At 64.1% G+C, this 22942-nt stretch carries 21 protein-coding genes; 6 read left to right on the plus strand and 15 right to left on the minus strand.

Annotation, left to right across the window (positions count from 1 at the left end):
- Nucleotides 1-30 precede the first annotated feature (30 nt).
- Genes actP through AAFG13_RS19840 form a run of 3 tightly spaced genes read right to left on the minus strand, consistent with a single transcriptional unit; the run spans nt 31 to nt 3267 of the window.
- Nucleotides 31-1689 carry a cation/acetate symporter ActP gene (gene actP / locus AAFG13_RS19830; RefSeq protein WP_342713076.1) on the minus strand — a complete coding sequence of 553 codons (1659 nt, stop codon included), beginning with the start codon at nt 1687-1689 and terminating at the stop codon, nt 31-33.
- A complete protein-coding gene (locus AAFG13_RS19835; RefSeq protein ID WP_212315879.1) occupies nt 1686-1985 on the minus strand; it encodes a DUF485 domain-containing protein in 300 nt (99 codons plus the stop codon). The genes actP and AAFG13_RS19835 overlap by 4 nt, the downstream gene beginning before the upstream one ends.
- 31 nt (nt 1986-2016) lie before the next feature.
- On the minus strand, nt 2017-3267 hold the full coding sequence (locus AAFG13_RS19840) for an FAD binding domain-containing protein (RefSeq protein ID WP_342713077.1): 1251 nt from the start codon (nt 3265-3267) through the stop codon (nt 2017-2019).
- Nucleotides 3268-3465: 198 nt separating this feature from the next.
- Between AAFG13_RS19840 and AAFG13_RS19845 the strand changes: the two genes are divergently transcribed.
- The gene (locus tag AAFG13_RS19845; RefSeq protein WP_342713078.1) at nt 3466-4137 is read left to right on the plus strand and encodes a TetR/AcrR family transcriptional regulator; all 672 of its coding nucleotides are present in this window, start codon (nt 3466-3468) and stop codon (nt 4135-4137) included.
- 16 nt (nt 4138-4153) lie between these two features.
- Here the strand turns inward: AAFG13_RS19845 and AAFG13_RS19850 are convergent, their stop codons facing one another.
- Genes AAFG13_RS19850 through AAFG13_RS19860 form a run of 3 tightly spaced genes read right to left on the minus strand, consistent with a single transcriptional unit; the run spans nt 4154 to nt 8217 of the window.
- Nucleotides 4154-6382 carry a molybdopterin cofactor-binding domain-containing protein gene (locus AAFG13_RS19850; RefSeq protein WP_342713079.1) on the minus strand — a complete coding sequence of 743 codons (2229 nt, stop codon included), beginning with the start codon at nt 6380-6382 and terminating at the stop codon, nt 4154-4156.
- Nucleotides 6379-6867, minus strand: coding sequence for a (2Fe-2S)-binding protein (locus AAFG13_RS19855; RefSeq protein ID WP_212315886.1), 489 nt, complete (start codon nt 6865-6867; stop codon nt 6379-6381). Before AAFG13_RS19855 ends, AAFG13_RS19850 begins: the two co-directional genes overlap by 4 nt.
- A gap of 42 nt (nt 6868-6909) precedes the next feature.
- Nucleotides 6910-8217 carry a cytochrome c gene (locus tag AAFG13_RS19860; protein WP_212315887.1) on the minus strand — a complete coding sequence of 436 codons (1308 nt, stop codon included), beginning with the start codon at nt 8215-8217 and terminating at the stop codon, nt 6910-6912.
- A 427-nt stretch (nt 8218-8644) separates the two neighbouring features.
- Here AAFG13_RS19860 and AAFG13_RS19865 point away from each other — a divergent pair, with 427 nt between their 5' ends.
- From AAFG13_RS19865 to AAFG13_RS19875, 3 genes are read left to right on the plus strand one after another with little or no spacing between them, the layout of a single operon-like run.
- On the plus strand, nt 8645-9847 hold the full coding sequence (locus tag AAFG13_RS19865; RefSeq protein ID WP_212315888.1) for an MFS transporter: 1203 nt from the start codon (nt 8645-8647) through the stop codon (nt 9845-9847).
- Between the two features lie 40 nt (nt 9848-9887).
- Complete coding sequence (locus AAFG13_RS19870; RefSeq protein ID WP_212315889.1) at nt 9888-10997, plus strand: FAD-dependent monooxygenase; 1110 nt, start codon at nt 9888-9890, stop codon at nt 10995-10997.
- A gap of 38 nt (nt 10998-11035) precedes the next feature.
- The gene (locus AAFG13_RS19875) at nt 11036-12184 is read left to right on the plus strand and encodes a hypothetical protein (protein ID WP_342713080.1); all 1149 of its coding nucleotides are present in this window, start codon (nt 11036-11038) and stop codon (nt 12182-12184) included.
- A 7-nt stretch (nt 12185-12191) separates the two neighbouring features.
- Here the strand turns inward: AAFG13_RS19875 and AAFG13_RS19880 are convergent, their stop codons facing one another.
- Entirely contained in the window at nt 12192-13085 is an 894-nt protein-coding gene (locus AAFG13_RS19880) for a LysR family transcriptional regulator (protein WP_342713081.1), read from the minus strand.
- 123 nt (nt 13086-13208) lie between these two features.
- Between AAFG13_RS19880 and AAFG13_RS19885 the strand changes: the two genes are divergently transcribed.
- Entirely contained in the window at nt 13209-14147 is a 939-nt protein-coding gene (locus AAFG13_RS19885) for a ring-cleaving dioxygenase (protein ID WP_342713082.1), read from the plus strand.
- Nucleotides 14144-14773, plus strand: coding sequence for an alpha/beta hydrolase (locus tag AAFG13_RS19890; protein ID WP_212315895.1), 630 nt, complete (start codon nt 14144-14146; stop codon nt 14771-14773). The genes AAFG13_RS19885 and AAFG13_RS19890 overlap by 4 nt, the downstream gene beginning before the upstream one ends.
- A gap of 59 nt (nt 14774-14832) precedes the next feature.
- On the opposite strand, the gene AAFG13_RS19895 is transcribed toward AAFG13_RS19890, so the two are convergent.
- From AAFG13_RS19895 to AAFG13_RS19930, 8 genes are all read right to left on the minus strand, one after another.
- On the minus strand, nt 14833-16434 hold the full coding sequence (locus AAFG13_RS19895) for a Na+/H+ antiporter (RefSeq protein WP_342713083.1): 1602 nt from the start codon (nt 16432-16434) through the stop codon (nt 14833-14835).
- A gap of 6 nt (nt 16435-16440) precedes the next feature.
- Nucleotides 16441-17136 carry a YoaK family protein gene (locus AAFG13_RS19900; RefSeq protein ID WP_342713084.1) on the minus strand — a complete coding sequence of 232 codons (696 nt, stop codon included), beginning with the start codon at nt 17134-17136 and terminating at the stop codon, nt 16441-16443.
- A 1-nt stretch (nt 17137) separates the two neighbouring features.
- Nucleotides 17138-18559, minus strand: coding sequence for an alginate export family protein (locus AAFG13_RS19905; protein WP_342713085.1), 1422 nt, complete (start codon nt 18557-18559; stop codon nt 17138-17140).
- 8 nt (nt 18560-18567) lie between these two features.
- Nucleotides 18568-19521: a glyoxalase gene (locus AAFG13_RS19910; RefSeq protein WP_342713086.1), complete on the minus strand. Its 954-nt coding sequence runs from the start codon at nt 19519-19521 to the stop codon at nt 18568-18570.
- Between the two features lie 25 nt (nt 19522-19546).
- Nucleotides 19547-19987, minus strand: a complete 441-nt coding sequence (locus AAFG13_RS19915) for a DoxX family protein (protein ID WP_342713087.1) — start codon at nt 19985-19987, stop codon at nt 19547-19549.
- A gap of 1 nt (nt 19988) precedes the next feature.
- The gene (locus tag AAFG13_RS19920; RefSeq protein ID WP_342713088.1) at nt 19989-21866 is read right to left on the minus strand and encodes an amidohydrolase; all 1878 of its coding nucleotides are present in this window, start codon (nt 21864-21866) and stop codon (nt 19989-19991) included.
- Nucleotides 21863-22147 (minus strand): XapX domain-containing protein, encoded by a 285-nt coding sequence (locus tag AAFG13_RS19925; protein ID WP_212315908.1) that lies wholly within the window; start codon nt 22145-22147, stop codon nt 21863-21865. The genes AAFG13_RS19920 and AAFG13_RS19925 overlap by 4 nt, the downstream gene beginning before the upstream one ends.
- 132 nt (nt 22148-22279) lie before the next feature.
- On the minus strand, nt 22280-22918 hold the full coding sequence (locus AAFG13_RS19930) for a hydrolase (RefSeq protein WP_342713089.1): 639 nt from the start codon (nt 22916-22918) through the stop codon (nt 22280-22282).
- Between the last annotated feature and the right edge of the window lie 24 nt (nt 22919-22942).

A 22942-nucleotide genomic window follows, 5' to 3' on the forward strand; every position in this document is an offset into this window, starting at 1 on the left:
GCCTCCTTGAGATGAGTGATCCACGCTGCCCTACTCGACGCCGAGCCCGGTCTGGGCGCGGACGTGCTGCGCGCCGAACGAGGCGCGGACGGAAGCCGCCGCCGCACTGCGGTCCAGCACCGACACCGCCCATGATACGGCGAAGGCGAGAGGAACCGAGACCAGGGCCGGATTGTCGTAAGGGAATGGTGCAGGCCCGAGCTTCAACGCCGCTGTCCATACGCCCGGGCTGAGGGCGACCAGTCCCACCGATGCCAGCAGGCCGGCGAGCGACCCGCTCACGGCGCCGCGCGTCGTCAGGTCAGGCCAGACGATCGAGAGAAGAATCACCGGGAAGTTCGCACTCGCCGCGATCGCAAAGACCAGTCCGACCATGAATGCGATGTTCTGGTTCTCGAACAGGACACCCAGACCCATCGCAATCAGGCTGATCGCAACCGCGGCAGCCTTCGAGACGAGCACTTCCTCATGCTCGCTGGCACGGCCCCTGCGGATCACGCGGGCATAGAGGTCGTGGCTCGCCGCCGAGGCTCCCGCGAGCGTCAGCCCCGAAACGACAGCGAGGATCGTCGCGAACGCCACCGCCGAGATGAACCCGAGCAGCAGCGATCCGCCGACGGCATCGGCCAGATGTAGAGCCACCATGTTGACGCCGCCAACGAGGGCGCCCGACGTATCCCGAAACTGCGGGTTGGCCGAAACGATCGCGATCGCGCCGAAACCGAGCACAAACAATAGGCTGTAGAAGATGGAGATGAACCCGGTCGCGACCAGCACCGATGTACGCGCCTGGCGGGCATCGCTCACGGTGAAGAAGCGCATCAAGATGTGCGGCAACCCGGCCGTGCCGAAAATCAGGGCGAGCCCGAGGGAGATCGCCGATACTGGATCCTTGACAAGTCCGCCCGGCGCCATGATGGCGTCAGCCTTCGGATGCAATGTTACGGCTTCACGGAACAGCGCCTCCAGACTGAAGCCGAAGTGCCCGAGGATCAGGATCGACATCAGGACCGAGCCCGACATCAGCAGGATGGCCTTGATGATCTGCACCCAGGTCGTCGCGAGCATGCCTCCGACCGTCACATAGATCATCATCAGCACGCCGACGATGCCGACCGCGTAGATGTAGGGAAGCCCGAACAGCAGCTGGATCAGCTTGCCGGCGCCGACCAGCTGGGCGATCAGATAGAAGACCACGATCACGAGGGTGTTGACGCCTGCGACCGCCCTCACCGGGACTTCGGACAACCGATATGCCGCCACGTCGGCAAAGGTGTAACGGCCGAGATTGCGCAACGGCTCGGCAATCAGGAACAGGATCATCGGAAAGCCGACGAGGAAGCCGATCGCATAGATCATGCCGTCGTAGCCCGAGGTATAGACGAGCGCGGTAACGCCCAGGAACGTCGCGGCCGACGTGTAATCGCCGGCGATCGCGAGCCCGTTCTGGACACCCTTGAGACCGCCGCCGGCGGCATAGAAATCCTTGGCCGTGCTCGTACCACGTCGCGCAGCCCACCATGTGATGCCGAGGCTGATCGCGACGAAGCCGAGGAACATGGCGATCGCCGTCGCGTTCAGCGGTTGCCGCGTGCCGCTCGCCGCGGTCAACGCGTCGGCCGCGGCGGGCCCGGAAAGCAGGACGAGTGCGGTTGCAAACAGGGCTCCGCAAACCGAACGTGACGTCATCGGAGATCCTCCAGAAGCAGCTGACTGAGGCTGTCGAAACGAGAATTGGCGCGCCGCACGTAGAGCGCCGTCAGCAGGAAGCCGAGCGCGATCAGGCCGACGCCGACCAACACGCCCCAGGTGATCACGGTGCCGCTCCACAGCGGATACCCGAGCAGCCAGGGCCAGAACGCGATGGTCAGGATGTAGGCGAAGTAAGCGGCCGCCATGACGATCGACATCCCAACGCCAAGACGTGCGCGCTCACTGGCAAGCTGCTTGAACGCGGGATGGTGCTGGATGGTTTGCAAGTCCATTGGACGTCTATGCTCCCTTCTTTGAATTCACCTAGGCGGCAATACCGGTTGCCACCGCTGTCTCCGCCATCACCGCCTCGGGGCTGCGATGCTGCTCTGCCATCGCCCGTTCTTCGGCCGTGGCGATTTGCGCCTGCATGTATGCGCCGAGGTGGCGGGCGCGCCGCACGACTGCGGCGCCGAACGGAAGCCGGGCCGACTCGAATTTCGCGAGCGCCATCGGCAGATCGGCCGGATGGCCTCGCAACGCATCGACCAGAGCCGCCGCATCCGCCGCGGCTTTCGTCACGCCCATGCCGACATGGGGCCTCGCCACGAACGCAGCATCGCCGAGAATGACGGTGCGGGATCCGAGCGCCATGCGCGGCGTCTCGAGATCCAGGATGGCTTGGATGAACGGCTGAGACGTGAGGTGAACGACCTCGGCAAATTGCGGCGCCAGCAGCCGCTCCGCGTCCCGACGCATCGCGGCAATCACATCAGATCGAATCCTGGTCGGCGGAATCGACAAGGGCTGCCTGACACCATCGATATCCGTCAGGAGATCCGCCAGTCCATGGTCGGCGTCGGCCGGGCGATACCAGACGAAATTGAAGCGGCGCTCACCGACATCCATCTCCTCATTGGCCCCGGCAACGGGATAGCCGAGCATCTGCTCCCCGAGAGGCAGGCTGAAGGCGAACCAGTCGCACAATTCCGCCCGCGTCCGAGTCGACAGGTCCCGCTCGTTGACGAGGCCCCGCCAGGCGACGTAACCGGCGTATTTGGGCTCGACGTTGGCCGCGAGCTGCGTCCTGACGCTCGAGAATATGCCGTCGGCGCCGACCAGCAGGTCTCCCGACGCTTCGGTGCCGTCGGAAAAGCGCGCCACCACCCGGTCGCCGAGCTCCGTGACATCCTCGAGGTTCTTGCCGTGATGGTAGTGTTGCGGCGGCAGCGCCGCCTTCAAGAGCCCATAGAGGTGTCCCCAGGATGTGAGCACTTGCCGCAACCCGAGCTCGCCTGCGATCCGGCCACTTCGGTCCAAGACGCGCCGCCCCGGAACGACGACCCCGACCGCCGCGGCCGCGGTATCGATGCCGGCCCGGCCCAAGACGTCGAACAGTTCCAAATGCGTGACGATGCCCGCGCCTCGGCCCGCGAGCTCGGCGCCGATACGCTCGTAGACGTCGACGTCCCAGCCTTCCCGCCGCAACAGCAACGCGGCAAACAGCCCCGCCATGGACCCACCGATCACGAGTGCTCTCGGCTGCACTCCACACTTCCAGCGGTGGTCGCTCATGAGCATCCTCCTGTCGGTGATTGGTTCACGCGAACCGGTACTTATTTATCGTTTGATCAATTATTGGCATGTCATTGATCCAAGTCAATCGTTATTTATCAAATGATAAACAAAAAGTGATGGCAGCGCTTGCCGTCGGCCCTGGCGGCAAATCGGTGTATGAAGACATGAAAGTGTCCTCAAGCCGACGAATCAGACGTGAAGCAGGCCAGAAGAGCGCGTCTTCCGACGCCGATCCGAGAGCAGCAGAGGCTGGACCCGTCCGAGCGGGAAGCCATCATCGCGCGCGAAGCCGTGTCGTTCTTTGCCGAGTACGGGTTCGAAGGGCAGACCCGCGAACTCGCAAAGCGGCTGCGCATTACCCAGCCCCTGCTCTATCGCTATTTTCCGAGCAAGGAAGCCCTGATCGAGCGGGTCTATCAGGAGGTTTTCGTCGGGCGCTGGAAACCGTCCTGGGAGAAGGTCATCACCGATCGCACGGTCCCTCTCAAGGCCAGGCTGATCCAGTTCTATCGCGAATACGCCGAGGTCATTCTCACCTACGAGTGGATCCGCCTGTTCATGTTCGCAGGCCTCAAGGACCTCGGACTGAACGCCCGCTATCTCAAGATGCTGCGCGAACGGGCGTTCGAGAGGGTGATCGAGGAGATCAGGTTCGAGTATGGACGCCCCTCGACCGACGAGCTGCCGACCACCGATCTCGAGGTCGAGATGATATGGGGCCTGCACGCTGCGATCTTCTATCTCGGAGTTCGCAAGTTCATCTACTCGATGCCCCTGGAAGCCGACGTCAATTCGATCATCGATGCCAAGGTGACGACATTCCTGGGCGGCGTTCGATTCGTCCTGCCGGCGAAGGCGATCGCCTAGATCCTGCTCCCTCCAACTACGCGCCAATCGCCTTCCTGATGCGAGCGGGATTGAACGGAAGGTCATGCATCCGAACGCCGATCGCATCACTGATCGCGTTCGCGATCGCGGCTCCCGTCGGCCCTTGCGCGGCCTCGGCGACACCATAAAAGCCATCGCCGGGCCGATCTATCAGGTGAACGTCGACCGCGCCCGGAACGCTGTCGAACCGCATGATCGGATAGGCTGACCAATCCACCGACGTGACGCGGGTGCGATCGAACGTCACGCGTTCGAACAGCGTCCAGCTGATCGATTGCAGGATGCCGCCCTCGACCTGGTTGCGGACACCGTCCGGGTTCACGACCTGCCCCGTATCCACCGCTGCGACGACGCGACGGACGCGAACGGTGCCAGTGAGGCGTACGACTTCGATCTCGACGGCCACCGCGCACCAGGCTTCGAGGTTCTTGTAACGTGCAAAGCCAAAGCCGAATCCGCTGTTGTCGGAACGCTTGACCCGCGCGGCCCAGCCGAAGCGGGATGCCGCCGCTTCGATGACGTCGCGCGCGCGGGGATCGACGGCATGGCGAAGTCGAAACGCGACGGGGTCCTGCCCCGAGCGCGCCGCCAGCTCGTCAAACATGCTCTCGATCGAAAGCACATTGAGGTAGCCACCAAGTGAGCGCATGGAGGAGCCACGCAAGGGCATGTCGGGCAGGAAATGGCTGATCACCTTGCAGTTCGGGATCGAATAGAGCGGAATCGCGTTGCGGTCACCGCCACCCTCGGGCTGCGCCAGCGCAACCGGCGGCGCGGGTGGAGATGCGTCGGACTTCAGCCGGGCGGCTGTGAGCGTTCCCGGTGGTCCGGGCCGCATCATATGCGACTGGCTCCAGACCTCGTGGTGCCAATCCGCGATCACCCCATCCGGTCCGACCGCTGCGCGGAGCTTGACAACCATGCCGGGTCCGAACGGATCCCAGGCGTGCTCCTGTTCACGCATCAGCTGCACCCTGATCGGCCGGCCGGGCATCGCGACGGCAAGCATCGCTGCATCGGCTGCGGCGTCGTCGGCGCCATTGTGACCGTAGCAACCGGCCCCTTCCGCATGGATGCAGCGCACGTTTTCTGTGGGCATGCGCAGCATGCCGGCAATCGCATTACGAAGGAAGAAAACGCCCTGCGTATGCGTCCAAACCGTGAGCATGCCGTCCTGGAATTGCGCCATCGCACAGGACGGCCCGATCGAGCCGTGGGTGAGGTAAGGCCGGCTGAAGGTCGCTTCGACCGCGATTCCCGGCTTGCCCGGACGTCCCTCGTCGTGAATCGTCGTGTCGCGCGAAGGCAGGTTGATCAGGGCTCCCGGCAGGTCCTCGCCATCAGGCAGAGCTTGCTGTTCGATCCAGGTCGTGGTCGCAGCGAGCGTTCGCATTCCCTGAACGGCGGTCCACTCACGGTCTGCAATCACGCCAAGGAAATTGCCGTCGCGCACGACCTTGGCGATCCCGTTCATCCGCTCGACAGGCGCGACATCGAGATCGCGCAAGGTGGCCCCGTAACTCGGTGGACGGACGACACGACCGTGCAGCATCCCCTCGGGGCGCAGATCCTGAACATAGGCGCTACCGCCCGTCACCTTGGCCGGAATATCGATCCGCGAAACCGGCTGGTTCATCACCGTGAAGTCTGCCGGCGAGGTGAGATGCGACGTTGTGCTCGCTTCCACAGATAACAGTTGATCGCGAACCAGCTCGCCGTAGGCCAGACGTGCGCCGTGAGGGCCGAACACCGCGCCGCTGCGGACCTGGAGCGTGGTTGCGGGCACGCCAAGCCGGCGGGCGGCCTCGTAGCGAAGGATCTCGCGCGTCTGCGCCGCCGCGTGCCGGATTGCGGTGCCGGAATCCTGCATCGAATGGCTTGCGGCCGTGTAGCCTTCATTCGGCGTCCGTGCGGTATCTGCCGTGACGAGCGACAGCCGATCGAACGGCAGCTTGAGCTCCTCGGCTGCGACCTGGAGCAGTGACGTCTTGAGACCCTGGCCGAGCTCGGCCTTTCCCGTGAGGATCGTAACCGCACCCGACGCATCGACGCGAATCCAGGCATCGATGTTGGGTGTGTCGTCGAGGCTTCCCGGAAGACCGTGCTTCGACGGACCTCCACCGGTGCCGGTTTCCGTCTGTGCACGCGCTCCGGAGAATCGCAAGGCCACAATGAGCGCGCCGGCACCCGCCAATACGCTCCGTCGAGAGACAGCATGCGTCATCGCCCCGCCCTCACCTCGGCAGACCTCTTCTTCAGCTCGTCGGCGGCACGGCGGACCGCACGCAAGATCCGCATATGAGTTCCGCATCGGCAGAGATGCGGCTGCAGTTCGGCCCTGATCGATTCGTCGGTCACATTCGGATCACGATTGAGCAGCGCCTGGGCGCGCATCATCATGCCGGGAATGCAATAGCCGCACTGCGCTGCCTGTTCGGCGATGAAGGCCTGCTGCAACGGGCCTGGCGTCGCCTGGCTTCCGAGTCCTTCCAGCGTGGTGATGGCCCGCCCCTCCAGCACCATTACCGGCGTGATGCAGGAGAAGATGGCCTTGCCGTCGACGATCACGGTGCACGCGCCGCACTGGCCGAGGCCGCAACCGTACTTTGCGGCGTTCAGCCCGAGTTCGTCGCGGAGAACATAGAGCAGCGGCGTGTCCGGGCTCGCCTTGATGGATCGGCTCTCGCCGTTAACGGTCAACGTTGTCATGGCGCGTCAGCGGCCTTTCTGCTCATTGTTCTCTTGCCCGGCTCACTGGTTGGCTCTTGCGACCGCCACCGCCTTGGCGACCCCGTCCCACCGGGTCTTGCCGGCGAACTGCGTGCGCAGGTAGTTGGCGAGATCGGAGATCTGCCGGTCGCCGAGAACATCGCCAAAGCCGGGCATGATCGGACGCGCCGAACCGTCGGAGGACGCGGGGATTCCTCGCAGCACGAGATTGATCAGGTTGGCTGGCGTCTCGTCGGCAAGGGCCGTGGAGAGACCAAGGCCCACGCCCCCCAGCGGCAAAGGTCTGCCGCCCTCATGGCATGATGCGCAAGCGACGCCGTAGATCGCTCCACCCGGATCGGACTGGAGTGACGGCGTCGCGGCTTGCGCACCAGCCACTTGCGGCAATCGTCCGGGCCCCGAGGGAGCGGCGATCTTTGCGCCGGTCCGAGCTTCGCTCTTGCCGAGCGAGGCTAGATAATAGGCCATTGCGCTGACATCCGCGGGATCGACCTGGGACAGATTGTCGGTCACGTTCGCCATGGGACCTTGAGCCGTGCCATGCTGGGGATGCGAACCACGCGCAAGATAATCCGTCAGGGCCGCCTCATCCCACGGGACCGGCGACCGCGAGCTTCGACCGAGCGCGTAGGCACGCCAGCCTTCGGCCACGCCGCCCTGGAAGCTCGCCGAGACCTCTTCTGCGCCCATCGGGTTTCGCGGAGAATGGCAGGCGCCGCAGTGCCCGAGCCCGTCGACCAGATACTTCCCCCTGTTCCACTTCGCATCCTTCGACGGGTCGGCGACGAAGCGCTCCTGATGCAGAAACAGCAGCTTCCAGCCGGCGAGCGTCAGGCGGATATTGAGCGGAAACGGAAGTCCGTTTGGCGGCGCCGACGACCTGACCGGATCGAGCGACATCAGGAAGGCGTACAGTGCCCTCGCATCATCGTCCGTCACGCGCGTGAAGTGGTCATACGGGAACGCCGGATAAAGATGACGGCCCTCGCGGTCCACGCCGGACCGCAAGGCGCGAACGAACGCCTGTTCCGACCATCGGCCGATGCCGGTCTCCGGATCGGGCGTGATGTTGGTGGAGTAGATCGTGCCGAACGGCGTCGGCATCGCAAGTCCGCCGGCGTACGGCGCTCCGCCGGACGCGGTGTGACAGGTGGCACAGTCGCCAAGCAGCGCGAGGCTTGCGCCACGACGCACCATCACAGTATCGGTGGCCCTGGTTGATCGCGGATCGATCGGATCAATGGACGATTCCCAGGCGTAGAGAAGCGCTACCATCCCACCGATCGCCCCGACGGCAAGCAGCGCGAGCAGAACTGACCTGAGCTTCATCGCCGTTCCTTCCTCAATGGAAACGCCATACCAGTCCGCTGCAGGCATCATCTTTTCAGTTTGATGCGGCCCTTGAACAATCTCCCGATAAGGCCACGGCGCTGCGGAGCATCGGCGGCGTGTCGCCGGTTCGGCCAACGACGCTCGACCGGGAGGTCGCACCGCCGCAATGCGCGCGCGGATTCAAAAGCCAGTCCAAAGCGTGCGCATTCAGTCCAATACGTTCGCAGGCCTGCCACGTAAGGTGCCGGGCGAGAGTTCTGTCACCCGGAACGCCGCGCGCCGCGCAGCCAGCTGCACATGGCAACCATTCATCCCGGACGACCCTTGTTATTTATCAGTTGATAATTAGCTGCCGATCGTGTTTGAAGTCAAGCGTCGGGTGCGGCGAACCGAAGCTGCGCGCCGACCAGCGAGGATTGCGGCCATGTCGACGTCTGCTCTCAGCACGGACCAACGGGTTCCTGAACTCACCCGCGCACGCACGTTTGCCATGGCGGTCTGTGCGGGCATCGCGGTCGCGAACATCTATTACAACCAGCCGCTGCTCGGCCTGATCGAAGCAAATTATCCGAGCTCCTCGGCGATCGGCCTGATACCCACGGCCACGCAGTTTGGCTACGCAGTCGGTCTCCTCCTGCTGGTCCCGTTGGGCGATCTCGTGGAGAGGCGGCGCCTCATCGCCGTGCAATTCGTCGTTCTGGCGGCAGCACTCGCCTTCGCTGCTGTGGCACCGACCACGCTCGCGTTGATCGCAGCCTCGCTGGTGCTAGGGGTAGCGGCCACGGTGGCGCAGCAGATCGTCCCGTTCGCCGCGACGCTCGCCGACGACAAGACGCGGGGCGCCGCGGTCGGAACGGTGGTGAGTGGAATCCTGGGCGGCATCCTCCTTAGCCGAACAATAGCCGGCTTCGTCGGATCGCATTTCGGATGGCGCGAGATGTTTTGGCTTGGTGTGCCTTTGGCGCTCGGCGCCGCCGCGCTGGTCCGCACGACCCTGCCCCGCCATCATCCGACCCAGAGCCTGGGATACGCAGCCGCGCTGCATTCGCTGGTGCATTTGCTGATCGAAGAACCGGCGCTTCGGCTGGCCGCTGCGACGCAAGCGATGCTGTTTGCCTCCTTCATCGCGTTCTGGACCGTCTTGTCCCTCCATCTGCAAGAGCCGGCGTTTGGTCTCGGCCCCGAGATCGCCGGCCTGTTTGGCGTCATCGGCGCGTCGGGGATCCTCGCTGCGCCGCTCGCCGGCCGAACGACCGACAAGCGCGGCCCTCATCTCGTGATCGCGGTCGCCGCCGCGATCTCGCTGTCCTCCTGGGCAGTGTTCGGGGGCTGGAACACCGTCGCCGGACTGACCGTCGGAGTGGTGCTGCTCGACGTCGGCGTGAACGCAGCGCTGGTGGCTAACCAGCACCTGATTTTCGCGCTCCGTCCCGAGGCGCGAAGCAGGCTGAACACGGTTTTCATGACGGCCATGTTTATCGGCGGATCGCTTGGATCCCTCGGCGCGAGCTGGGCCTATGCGCACGCGTCGTGGTTCGGCGTTTGCGGCTACGGCGCCGCACTTGCGGCCGCTGGCCTGCTCTTGCAGTTGCCGACACTGTTCGGCCGGAAGTCAGCGCATCACTGACCTCGCCAGGTCGAACGGACGCATTTGGAGATCGCAAGACATGCAAATCGCGGCCGTCGGAGGCTCCCTCGCGGGATTGTTCACCGCAACGCTGCTGGCCCAGGATGGACACGACGTCACGGTCTACGAGCGATCGGTCCATGGGCTCGAAGGGCGCGGAGCCGGCCTGCTGGGCAAGCGCGAAACCTTTGCCATTCTGCGCGCGGCCGGGTGCGAACATGTCGCACGCGTCGGAGTGGTCGCGCGGGAACGGATCGTGTTCGGCGACACGGGCCCGACCATCGATCAGAAGATGCCGCCCCAGATGCAGCTGTCGTGGGACTCCATCTATCGCGTGTTTCGAAAGCAGATCGCGGACAACTCGTACGTGCTTGACCGAAAGGTCGAACACCTTCGCGAAGAGGCCGAGCGGGTCGTCGTTCGCTTCGGCGACGGCAGCGAGACGGCGGCCGATCTCGTCATTGGCGCCGACGGCATCGCGTCCGTCGCGCGCGCCGCAGTCGACGGCCAGGCCGCGGCCAACGTCTACGCCGGCTATGTCGGGTGGCGCGGCCTTGTTCCGGAACTCGACCTGCCGGGCTTCGCGGCCAGCGACCTCCTCGAGCGCTTCGCATACTTCCGGATGCCGCATTCCCACGTGATCGGCTTCCTGGTCCCCGGACCGAACGGCGAAACCGAGCCCGGAGATCGCAGGTACAATTGGGTCTGGTATCGGCCGGCGATCGGACCGGCGGCGCGGGACGATGTGCTCACCGACCGCGAAGGCCGCATCCACCCATACTCGCTACCTCCGGGCGCGGTCTCCGCACACGCCCGCAACGGACTCGTCGAGGACGCCAAGCGATTGCTGCCGCGCTCCTTCGCTGCGGCGATCGAAGCGACACCCCAGCCGTTCGTGCAAGGGATCTTCGACTACGAAGCGGAGCGAATGACCTCGCGACTGATTGCGCTGGTAGGAGACGCGGCATTCGTCGTGCGGCCGCATACGGGGATGGGCATCGCAAAGGCGGCGGCTGACTCCATGGCGCTGCGACAGCACCTTGCATCGGCGCCGCTCGGCGAGGCGCTCCAGCGATATGACCGGGAACGCCGACAGGCAGGCGCCTCTATCGCCGCGTCCGGCCGCGAGCTGGGCGCGCACCTCGTGTGAGCCGCCAATTGTCGAAACGGCAAGTCAGGGAGAAGCAGATGGGCTGGCATCACGATCATGATTTCAGGGTGACGATCAGCGGCGGATCGGTCGCCGGGCTTTGCAATGCAATCACGCTTCGCAAGTTGGGCGCGACCGTCACCGTGCACGAGCGCGTGCCCGGTCCGATGCTGGCCCGAGGAGCGGGGATCGTCGTTCAGCGAGAACTGATCCAGTTGCTCGAGGAAAACGGTGCAGGTCCGCTCCCGTTCACGACCTGCCGCGGCCGGCGATATCTCGACCCGGACGGTGGCGATGGTGTTCTCCAGGACATGCCGCAGGAATTCACTTCCTGGGAAGCCATCCACAAGGCGCTGCGGGCAACCGTTCCCGGTGAATGCTATCGGGCTGACTCCGAAGTGATGGCGGTGTCTCAGGCAGGCTCCAAGGTCTCGGCGACGCTTGGCGACGGCTCCGTCGTGGAAAGCGATCTGTTCGTGGCCGCCGACGGTTCGGGCTCGGCGGTCCGGCGTCAAATGCTTCCTGATGTCGAGGCGAGATACGCCGGTTATGTTGCCTGGAGAGGCACGCTCGATGAACGCAACGTGCCTTCCGATCTTCTCCCATTCTTCGACGATCGCTTCACCTTCTCGGAAGCCCGCAACGGCGGCCACATGCTGGCCTATTTCATCCCGGGACCCGACGGCGCCGTGACGGTCGGATCGCGTCGGCTCAACTGGGTCTGGTATGTGCACGTCGGTGCCGCCGAGCTCGCGAATGTGCTGACCGACAAGGACGGCACGCGGCATCGATCCTCGCTTCCGCGCGGCTCGGCATCGGCAAAAGCCGTTGCCGATCTGAGGGCCCGCGCGTTGCGCGAGATCCATCCAAAGATGGCCGCGCTGGTCGCAGAGACGCCGGATCCGTTCCTTCAGAGCATCCTCGACGTGACGGTGCCGAAGACCCTGTTCGGCCGCGTCCTACTGACCGGCGACGCAGCTTTCGTGGTGCGGCCGCACACGGCCGGAGGGACCGCCAAGGCGGCCTACGAGGCCTCGGTTCTCGCACGCGCATTGAAATCGGCACGCGCCAATGTCGACGTCGCGCTTCAATCCACCGAACGGTTGCAGCTGGAATATGGCAACGCGCTCTACCAATACGGTCTTGCGCTCGGCAATCGCTGGTCACGCGATAGAAGCACCGACTAGCGAGTGCTCAGCCGGCACCCGCTCCGAACCGGTCGACGAGAAAATCGATGAAGAGCCGGACCTTGACGGCAAGATGTCGCGTCGGCGGATAGACCGCGTAAAGGGTGAGCGGCGGAGCCGAATAGTTCGCAAGGACGGCCTGGAGGCTGCCATTCTTCAGGGCCTCCGCCGCGATGAACTCCGGTATCAGCGCGATGCCCTTGCCCCTGACCGCCACGTCGCGCAGCACCTCCGCGTTGTTGACGCACAGCGACCACGCCGGCTGGATCCAATGGACGCCGTCGTCGCCTGTCAGCTTCCATTGATTGCCCGTCAGCAGGAAGCCGTAGGTCAGGGAGACGTGATCGCGCAGATCCTGCGGATGGAGCGGCGTACCATGACGCTTCAGATAGTCGGGCGATGCGCAGACCCGCCGCGGGACGGGGACGATCTTGCGCGCGATCAGGCTCGAGGATTCCAGTTCGGCAATGCGCAGTGTCACGTCGAAGCCGTCCTGAACGGGGTCCAGAAGATCGTCACTCAGCACGAGTTGAATCTGAAGGTCGGGATACTTCGTCATGAAATCGGCGAGCGCGGGCCCGAGGCGCATCGTGCCGAACGACATCGGCGCATTGACGCGCAACAGGCCGCGCGGCGCCGATTGCAACTGGGTGACCGCCTGGTCCGCCGCATCGACATCCGAGAGGATGACGACGGCCCGCTCGAAATACATGTGGCCGTTTTCGGTCGGACTTGCGTGCCGGGTGGTGCGGTTCAGCAATTGCACCCCGAGGCTCTCCTCGAGATCGCCGACATATTTGCTGATCGCCGACCGCGAGAGCCGCATCTGGCGGCCGGCCTCGGCGAAGCTGCCGCTTTCGACGACCTTCACGAAGGCTCTCAGGCTCGCCAGCTTGTCCATCTACCCCTCGATTGTCGCCAAATCGTAGACATAGCTGCCATAAAACCATGAATTGTCCTCAGAACAAAGCCGTCCGATATGTATTCGCGAAACGAAGTTGCTCATTCGAGCTGGAGGAAGAACATGTCAGGACTTCATCATGTCACCGCCATCGCTGGTGACCCCATCAGGAATTTTGGCTTCTACACGCGGGATCTCGGCCTGCGGTTCGTCAAGCGGACGGTCAATTTCGACGATCCCGCCACCTATCACTTCTATTACGGCGACGAGACCGGCCGGCCCGGCACGATCCTGACGTTCTTTCCCTGGCAGGGCGTTCCTCCGGGCCGGAGGGGCGTTGGCGAAACCCACCAGACCGCCTTCCGCGTGCCGCAACGCTCGCTCGGCTACTGGACGCAGCGATTCCTTGAAAAGGGCATCCATTACGAAGCGCTGGAAAAGCGGTTCGGAGAATCGGTCCTGCCGTTCACGGATCCGGACGGTATGGCGCTGGCGCTCGTCGGCGTGCCGGGCGCCGAAGACGAGCCGGCCTGGAGCAATGGCGACGTTCCGGTCGAGCACGCGATCCGTGGCTTTCACGGCGTGACCCTGCTGCTCGACAATGCCGGGAAGACCGCGGCGGTCCTGACCGACGTGTTCGGCTTCAAGGAGACGGCCCGAGAGGGCTCCGTGATCCGCTACAAGGCGGCCGGTGACGTCAACGGCAGCGTCGTCGACATCTATGAGGCGAAGGGATTCCTGCGCGGTCATCAGGGCGGCGGTTCGGTGCACCATATCGCCTTCCGCGCTGCCGACGACGCCGAGCAGGGCAGAATGGCGCAGCGGCTCGTAGACAATCACGGACTGCATCCGACCGAACAGAAGGACCGCAACTACTTCCGCTCGATCTACTTTCGTGAACCCGGCGGCGTGCTGTTCGAGATCGCGACCGACATCCCGGGCTTTGCCGTCGATGAGCCGGTGGAGACGCTGGGACGCGAACTGAAGCTGCCGGGCTTCCTCGAGTCGCATCGCAAGGAGATCGAAGGTGTCTTGCCGAAGCTGGAAGGAGCCGTGTCGTGACGGACGCCCCCTCATTCGTCTATCGTTTTGAGAAAGCCAGCAAAGCCGACGGGCCGCCGCTCCTGCTCCTGCACGGCACCGGCGGCGACGAGAACGATCTGCTGCAACTCGGCGCCATGATATCGCCGGGCTCGGCCCTGCTCTCGCCACGCGGGCGCGTCCTCGAACACGGCATGCCGCGCTTCTTCCGACGCCTGGCGGAAGGCGTGTTCGACGAACAAGACGTGCGCAAGCGCGCGCTCGAGCTTGGGGCATTCGTCGAAGACGCACGACGCCGCCATGGCATCGCGGCGCCGGTCGCCGTGGGATTTTCCAACGGCGCGAACATCGCCGCCGCGCTTCTCCTGATGAAGCCGGACGTTCTCGCCGGAGCAGTCCTGCTTCGGGCGATGGTGCCGCTGTCGGACCCGCCGAAAGCCAGGCTCGACGGCAAGCCGGTGCTCATCCTCTCGGGGCAGGCAGACCCGATCGTTCCGGCCAGCAATGCGGCCAGACTATCGGCCATGCTCGCGGACGCTGGAGCCAAGGTGACCCTCAGGACCCTGCCGGCTGGCCACCAACTGACGCAGGCGGACGTCAGTCTGGCGCGAGATTGGATAACCAGCGTCGATGCCCGGGTTGCCTAGCTTGATCCGAGCCGAACTGTCATCCCGGCAGTTCGGCTCGATTGCTGGGGGCGGGCGCGTCAGTCAACTTCGATCAGTTCGACCACACGCGCGGCAAAAAGCTCCTCCTGATCGAGCTCTCCTTCCAGCCTGTGCATGACGCTGTCGTGAATGCGCCCGGCGTTGAAGAGCTCGAGAAGCCTGTTGCGACCGGCTTCCACCGCGACCAGTACGGCACGGTAGTGCTGAAGCCTGCGTTCCTCATGGACTCCCTTGGCGAGGGCATGGTCCTCGGCGACCGCAAGGCGATGTCCGTATTGTTCGACGAGCCGCGGGTGCGCGTGCTCGCCCTCGGCCCCGACAGAATGTGCGCGGATCGCATCGAACTGCGCACGGGCGATTTCGGCCCGGAGCACTTCTTCAGACAACGTCTCTTCACCGCGGAGCAGGAACTCTTTCCCCGCCAGCGTCTTCGCGACCGGACCGAGAGTAAGGCCAAGGACGACGATGGTCGCGGCAACGACGCAGAAGGTCACGAACAGGATGATGTCGCGGCCCGGAAAATGCTCCGGCAATGACAATGCGGCGGCGAGACTGACGACCCCGCGCATCCCGGCCCAGCTCATCACCAACGGAACGGCCAGCGGTGGATAGGGATCCCGCGCACGAAGCGACGGGATCAGTGCTCGCGGAATGTAGGCGGTCGGGAAAATCCACGCGAATCGGGCGAGCACCATCACTGCAAAGATCGTGGCGGCTGCCGGCGCAAGCGTGCGCACGATTCCCCAATCCGAGCCGAACCGGTGCAGAACACCGCGAAGCGCCAACCCCACCAATACGAAGACCAGGGCCTCCATCACGAAGGTCACGACGGACCACACCGCCAGCGCCTGCACGCGCGACGCTGCGCTCAGGGCCTTGTGCTGCAGGCGTCCAAGGACCAGCCCGCACGCAACCGTCGAAAGCACGCCCGACACATGCAGGCGATCAGCCAGCAGGTAAGCGGCCCAGGCCGACAGGAAGGTCCAGACCACGGTGAGCCTGGCATCGGTCAACCTTCCGGCGACGAAGGCGCAGATCCAGCCGAGCGCGAGACCGATCCCGATACCCACGGCCGAAACGTAGACGAAGCTTGCTGCGGCCGCCTCCGCGCTGAAGGCACCGGTCAGTGCGGCGGCGACTGCGAAACGAAAGAGTACGAGGCCCGATGCGTCGTTGATGAGGCTTTCGCCTTCGAGAAGGACAGCGATGCGCGGCGGGACATTGAGATGGTCGAGCACAGCACGCGCCGCGACGGCGTCGGGCGGCGAAACGATTGCGCCAAGCGCAAAACACGCGGCCCATGGCAATGCCGGGAAGAAGAAGTGCGTCACGACACCGACCAGCAGGGTCGTCAACACGACGGCTCCGACCGCCAACTGCAGGATGATCCTGAGATTGGCGCGAAAGTCAGGCCACACCGTGAAATAGGCGCCCGAGAGCAAGAGCGGCGGCAGAAACAGCACCATGACGAAGTCCGGGTCGAACTCTACCTCCGGAAGTCCCGGAACCAGGGCCAGCACAATGCCGGCCAGCACCAGCACCGACGCGGACGGCAGGCGCACGCGACGGGCCACCGCGTCGAGCACGACGGCAATCATCAGCAGCAGAAGGATGGTCTGGAAAGACTCGGCTGAACTCATCGCGCGCTAAGCCGTCTTTTCCGGTGCAGGCTCGCCTCCCGCCAGGAACACCGCCGGCAACGCGAGAAGCGGAGGCAGGACGAAGCACCAGGTGCCGAACTTGGCATAAAGGCAGGCGCCGGCCGCGCACCCCAAGGCGAACGCAGCCACACTCGCCGACATCTTGCCCAAGCGGGGCTTGGCAACAGTCAGAACCGAGACCGGCGCGCGCCGCAGGACGTCAGCGACATCGATCATGATCTGGGTCGTCGTTCCCGTCATCAGAGTGCTGGGCGGGTCCGTCCCCATATGGATGCGGTGGGCGGCGTTTTGGATTGCCATCGCGGCAACGAGAAGCATCCCGGTGACAATCGCCTGCCAGCTGTCTCCTTGCACAAACGGCCCGAAATGGACGGCCGCTGCACCACCTATCGCGAGAAGCAGCGTCTTGATCGCCAGCATCGAGCGGAGGATCGGCAGTCCCATGACGGGGAGATAGAAGCTGAAGATCCTCGTGACGATCACGACCGCGCAGAAGACGGGAAGCGCAAGCAGCTTGGCCAACGCCCCGGACGTCCCAAGCACGATGGCGGCACCGAACGTGACGAAGTTGCCGGTGACATGCGCCGTGAACAGCCCCTGAAGGGCGAGGAAGCCGGCCGTATCAACGAAGCCTGCGTTGAGGCTCATCAGCAGGGCAAGAAGGGAAATTGGCTTTGACATGCTACCAGCCGTATTGGAGTTGGACACCGATATAGTTGCTCGTGTGCCCGCCGGCGCCGAGGATCGTATTGCCGACGGCGAAGTGTACCGCTTCGATCGCGCCGGTGAGATGATCGTTGAAGGCGTAGTCGAGGCGCAACTGCCCGTACGCACCCGTCCACGCGCTTCCGGTTCCCGCCGTTCCCGCGACCGGCACGTTCGGCTGCACATAGATCGCATCAGCCGTCGTCTGACGCCACTGGAAGGCAACCGCCGCCATCACTTTGAGCCGATCCGTGGGATTGACGAAGATCGCAGGCTTGAGATGGATGAGATTGGTGTACCCCGTATAGCCGCCCAGCGTGAAGTAGTAGCCGTTCGGAAACAGCGGATTGAAAGTCTCGACCACACCGTCTCCAGGGTGGCGGTCGCCCGATGCCGCGTCAAACTGCAGGCCGATGCGGGGCTGCCATGTCACATCGGAAAAGGTGTAGCCCGTCCGCGCACCAACCGCCCAGGCCCGCACATCCGTCGTACCGACCTGGCCGGCCTGCCCCATGGCCTCGAGGTCCCAATCGAATCCGGCGCCCTTGCCTGCGAACCGTATGTCCAGGATATGCCGTTGCTCGTCGCCGCGCGCGTCGAGATATTTGGCGTCACTGCGCTCATAGAGCGAATAATAGCCGGACAGCTCGTCGTTTCCGAATATCTTCCGTTCCACACGCAGGGTGCTGAACTTGAAGCGGTCGTTCGACGTGTCGTCGAACGGACGCACGTCGAAATATTGAACGGGTCGGCTGACGAATCCGAGGATGCGCCAGGCACCGCTCTCCCAATCGGCCCAAACCGCGTCGAAGGATTGGCGCACGTTCGGTCCGTCCCGCGATGAAACGAAGCGCTGCAGGTCGAACGCAAAATCCTGACGTCCGGCACGCGCCTTGAAGGTGCCCGCCGCAGTAGTGTTGACATACTCGATGAATGCCAGGCGGAGATCGAGGCGGTCCTGATCGACCGAGGAGACGTTCAGCTTGTCGAAGGCACGATCGTCCTCAAGCTGGACGAACGCCCGCCAGTTCTCGTCGAAATGCACGTCGGCATGGACCTGAAGCCGTTGCAGGAGGTAGCTGTCCGCGGGGGTTTTGCTGGTTCCGAACGCCGCAGCACTGTTCGACTCGAAGCGCTCGCGCAACGTGGCCCCAAGAGAGACGTAGCTCTTCGGATCCGTGGCCCACAGGGGAATGTATTTGAGCCCGTCGAAAGCTTCGGTCCGCAACCTGGGATCGGCAAGCACCGACCAATCCTCGGCCCATCGGTTGGCCTGGATCGCAGGCCGCTTCGCGGTCGCGTCATCCCCATCTGCCGCAACGGCGGCATGGACCGATGACGCGATCGCCAGAAGGGGCAATAGCGTCCTGACAATTCGCATGTCGATCCATGCCGGCATAACGACCATTACTTCAAGGCGCGTTCAAGAGGCTGCTGGTCTGCACGGGCAGCATGTTTGGCGGGCGTCGCATGTACCTCCGCGATGTAACCGCCCGGAAACTGCACGATCGCCGCAGATCTTCCTTCGGATGTGTAGGGTTCGACAAGGACCGTGGCTCCGGCCGTCTTTGCCTTGGCAAGCGTCGCGTCGAGATCCGCCACCTCATAGCCGGTCGTCTCGCGGCCGTAGGGATAGGGTAGCTGACCGTCGGTCACGAGCACGACCATCTTGCCGAATGGCGATTCGATGCGAATCCTCTTGTAAGTCTGTCCCGTCTTGCCGATCTCGATCCCGGGGGCCTTCGCGGTCTGCGACACGACCTTCCCGTGCGAGAAGGCAAGGAAGCTCCGCACGAACGCATCCGCCCTGTCGGCCGAAACATACACCCGGTTCTCCGGGATCTTCTCGAAGGCGGCGTAGTTCGGCTTGGTCGTGTGCCAGTAGATCTGCATATTGACCCCGCCCGGCCACTGGATCACGGCGTCGCGCCCGATCGGATCCGGGAAGGTCGTGACGATCACGTCGGCGCCCGCCGCACGGGCGGTCTTGATCGCAACGTCGATGTCGCTGACCAGATATCCGTTCCGCTCAGTGCCGAACGGATACGGCACCGGCGTCTTGAAGCCGAACAGCGAGACGGTGCCGACCGGCGTCTGAAGCAGCTGCGAGGTCGTGCTGCTCGGCGTGGGTGTGACGGTCGCAACCACCTGCTTGGTGCTCTGACCGCCGAAAGTCGCCAGAAAGCTCGACACGAACTTGTCCACGTCATCAGGCGCGACATAGACATGCGTCGTGTCATATTGCGGCGCCACCGCAACCATCTCCGTGCCGGCTTTTCCCGCATCCCTGGCGACCGCTGGCGCCGCTGCGGCAATAGCCGCAACCGACAAGAGCAGGATCGATGCCGATAGCCGTTTCATGGACAACTCCTTGAGCGAGATTGGACTAGAATTCGCTGATTCGACGAGATTGCGTCTTTTCAGCGCAGATCGTCACGACGACAAGACCGGCGATGAGGCCGAGGTGTTCGAAGAACGCATTGATCGCCATGAACCGTTCGTGGCCGGCCGATAGCCAAAACGCATTGGCGGTCAGCATCGCCACGAAAGTCAAAACGCCAAGTCCGCCGGCGCCAAGCCAGACGAGCCGATTGGCGATAACCAGCAGCGAGCCGCCAAGCTCGACGACGATCGCCGCTACGGCCCACAGCCAAGCCGGCTGCAGACCAAAATGCGCCTGTTCGGCGACGGCTGCTGGAAAATCGGCGAGCTTCTGGATGCCGCCGATCAGGAAGGCGGAGACCAGCCCGCCCCTGGCGATCGGCAGCAGCCACGGCCAGGACAGGATGGCTGCGATCCAGCGCGGCGTGCCGGCCTTCGCTGGCATCTCAAACCGCCCAGCAGGCGCAGCCGAGCGCGCCCCAGAAGCTCTTGAGGTCCGCAACCGGCAGCTTGCCGGTCCAGGCGCGGGCATGGTCATGGCCGTGCACGCCGCAGCCACTGCTGCAACCGCACATCTGCATGGCGTTCGCCCGCACCGCCTTTGCCTTGCCGTCAGCTCCGAGCCAGTCGCCATAGCCGCCGAAGCTGCGCACTGGTGACCAATCCGGCATCGCCGGCGGCGGCGCGTTGGTGTCGAGCGCCTTGAAATCTCCGGCACCGTAAACGATACGGCCGCCGACCACCGTGAGGTCGCTCGACGTATCGGCGATCTCGGCCTCGCTGCACGAGAAATAGTCGCGATCCGGAACGATCAGATCGGCGAGCTGCCCGACCTCGAGACGCCCCTTCTTGCCTTCCTCATTCGAGAACCAGGTGACGTTCTCGGTCCACATCCGCAGCGCGGTCTCCCGGTCGAGGCAGTTGCGCGGCGGAGTGAGGCGCAAGCCGCCGACCGTCATGCCGGTCACGAGCCATGCGAGCGAGACCCAGGGATTGTAGGATGCGACCCGGGTTGCGTCGGTGCCCGCGGACACCTTGACGCCCTTGTCGAGCATCTTCTTCACCGGCGGCGTCGCTTCGGCCGCGCCATATCCGTAACGTTCGACGAAATACTCGCCCTGATAGGCCATGCGGTGCTGCACGGCGATGCCGCCGCCGAGCGCGGCGATGCGATCGATCGACTGGTCGGAAATCGTCTCGGCGTGATCGAAGAACCAGTGCAGGCCGTCCAGCGGCGTGTCCTGGTTGACCTTCTCGAACACGTCGAGCGCACGCGAGATCGTCTCGTCATAGGTCGCGTGCAGCCGCCACGGCCATTTGTTCTGGACGAGGATGCGAACGACGCCCTCGAGTTCGCCCTCCATCTCCGGCGGCATGTCCGGCCGGGCGACGCGGAAATCCTCGAAATCGGCGGCCGAGAACACCAGCATTTCGCCGGCGCCGTTGTGGCGGAAGTAATCGGTGCCCTGCTGGTATTCTGAGGTCCTGGTCCAGTTCAGGAAATCGTCCTTCTCGCCCTTCGGCTTCTGGGTGAAGAGGTTGTAGGCAAGCCGGATCGTGAGCTGCCCCTCGTCCGAGAGCTTCTGGATGACCGCATAGTCATCCGGGTAGTTCTGGAAGCCACCGCCGGCGTCGATCGCGCCGGTGACGCCGAGCCGGTTCAGCTCACGCATGAAGTGCCGGGTCGAATTGACCTGGTACTCGAACGGCAGCTTCGGGCCCTTCGCCAGCGTCGCATAGAGGATGTTGGCGTTCGGCTTGGCGAGCAGGAGCCCCGTCGGGTTGCCCTTCGCATCGCGCGTGATCTCGCCGCCCGGAGGCTCCGGCGTATCCTTGGTGTAGCCGACGGCGCGCAGCGCTGCGGCATTGAGCATCGCGCGGTCGTAGAGGTGGAGGATGAAGACCGGCGTATCCGGCGCAACCGCGTTGAGTTCGTCGATCGTCGGCAGGCGCCGCTCGGCGAACTGGTGCTCGGTGAATCCGCCGACGACACGCACCCATTGCGGCGGCGGCGTGATCGCGACCTGCTTCCGCAACATGGCCATCGCGTCGGCGAGCGACCATACGCCGTCCCAGCGCAGCTCCATGTTGAAGTTGAGCCCGCCGCGAATGATGTGCAGATGATTGTCGATCAGCCCGGGCAGGACGCGCCGTCCTTTCAGATCGATCACCCTGGTCGATGGCCCGGCCAGCTTCATCACGTCGTGGTCGTGGCCGACCGCCGTGAAGCGCCCGTCCTTGATGGCGACGGCGCTGGCGGCCGGGTTGGAACGGTCGAGCGTGGTGAAAAGGCCGCGATGCAGAATCGTATCAGGAGCGCTCATGACGCCTTCTCCGCAACATCTGTGGTTGTCTTGACTTCTTCGGCGTGCCGCCCCGGCAGCAGGCCAAACATGTGAGGCGCGCATTTCGCCTGCCGCCACGCGGCGGCAAGGCCCTCGCCAACGACGATCTGCCTGGCGACCGGAACGATCTGCTCGCCGACGAGGATGCCGAGCAGACCGACCAGAGCCACCAAAGGAGGAGCGGGCGAACGTACGTTGAGAAGGCTGTAGATGATGCCGACCAGCAGGCCGGCGCCAAGGGACAGAATGTAGATCTTCATCGCACCCCTCTCGGAGGATGGAGGGAGAAATCAGGCGGCTTAAGGCGCGATGAGATCAGGTCATCGCGACTTAGCCCCTTGTTCGAGCATGATCTATTCGGAAAACCGCTTCGCACTTTTCCGGATCATGCTTTAGCCAGCCTCCGACGCATGCTCGCCGAGCGCCCACTTCGAGAAGCGGATCTGGATGCCGTAAGGCGAATGCGCCTTCAGGATCTCCATCATGCCGTCGTAGGTCTCGGTGCGCGCCCAGTCCTGCTGCAACTCGAATGCATACTGGCACGAGGTGATCGGAACCGCGCCGGCCTGCACCAGGCGCTCCATCGAGCGGTTGTGGCACTCGATGGACAGGTCGCCGCATGCATCCGCCGGGATGTAGACCTCATAGCCTTCCTTCAGCATGTCCAGCGCCGGGAACATCACGCAGGCCTCGGTCCAGAGGCCGCCGATCACGAACTTCTTGCGCCCCGTCGCGGCGACCGCCTTGCGAAAATTGGCATTGAGCCAGGAGTTCATCGAGGTGCGGTCGATGATGTCGTGATTGGGGAAGAGCTCGGCGACCTCCGGCATGAACGGTCCGGAAAACGAATCCTTCGCCACCGTGGACAGCACGGTCGGAATCTTGAACAGCTTGGCGGCCTTCGCCAGGATCTGGACGTTGTTGAACACCACGAGGCGGTCGTGCGACTGGACGCCCTGGTACATCGCCGGCTGGTAGTCGATGAGCGCAATTGCGCTGTTGTCTGGGGTCAGCATATCGAGTTTGGACATCGAGATTTCTCCTTGAATTGACGA

The organism is Bradyrhizobium sp. B124, from assembly GCF_038967635.1.
Taxonomy (GTDB): Bacteria; Pseudomonadota; Alphaproteobacteria; order Rhizobiales; family Xanthobacteraceae; genus Bradyrhizobium.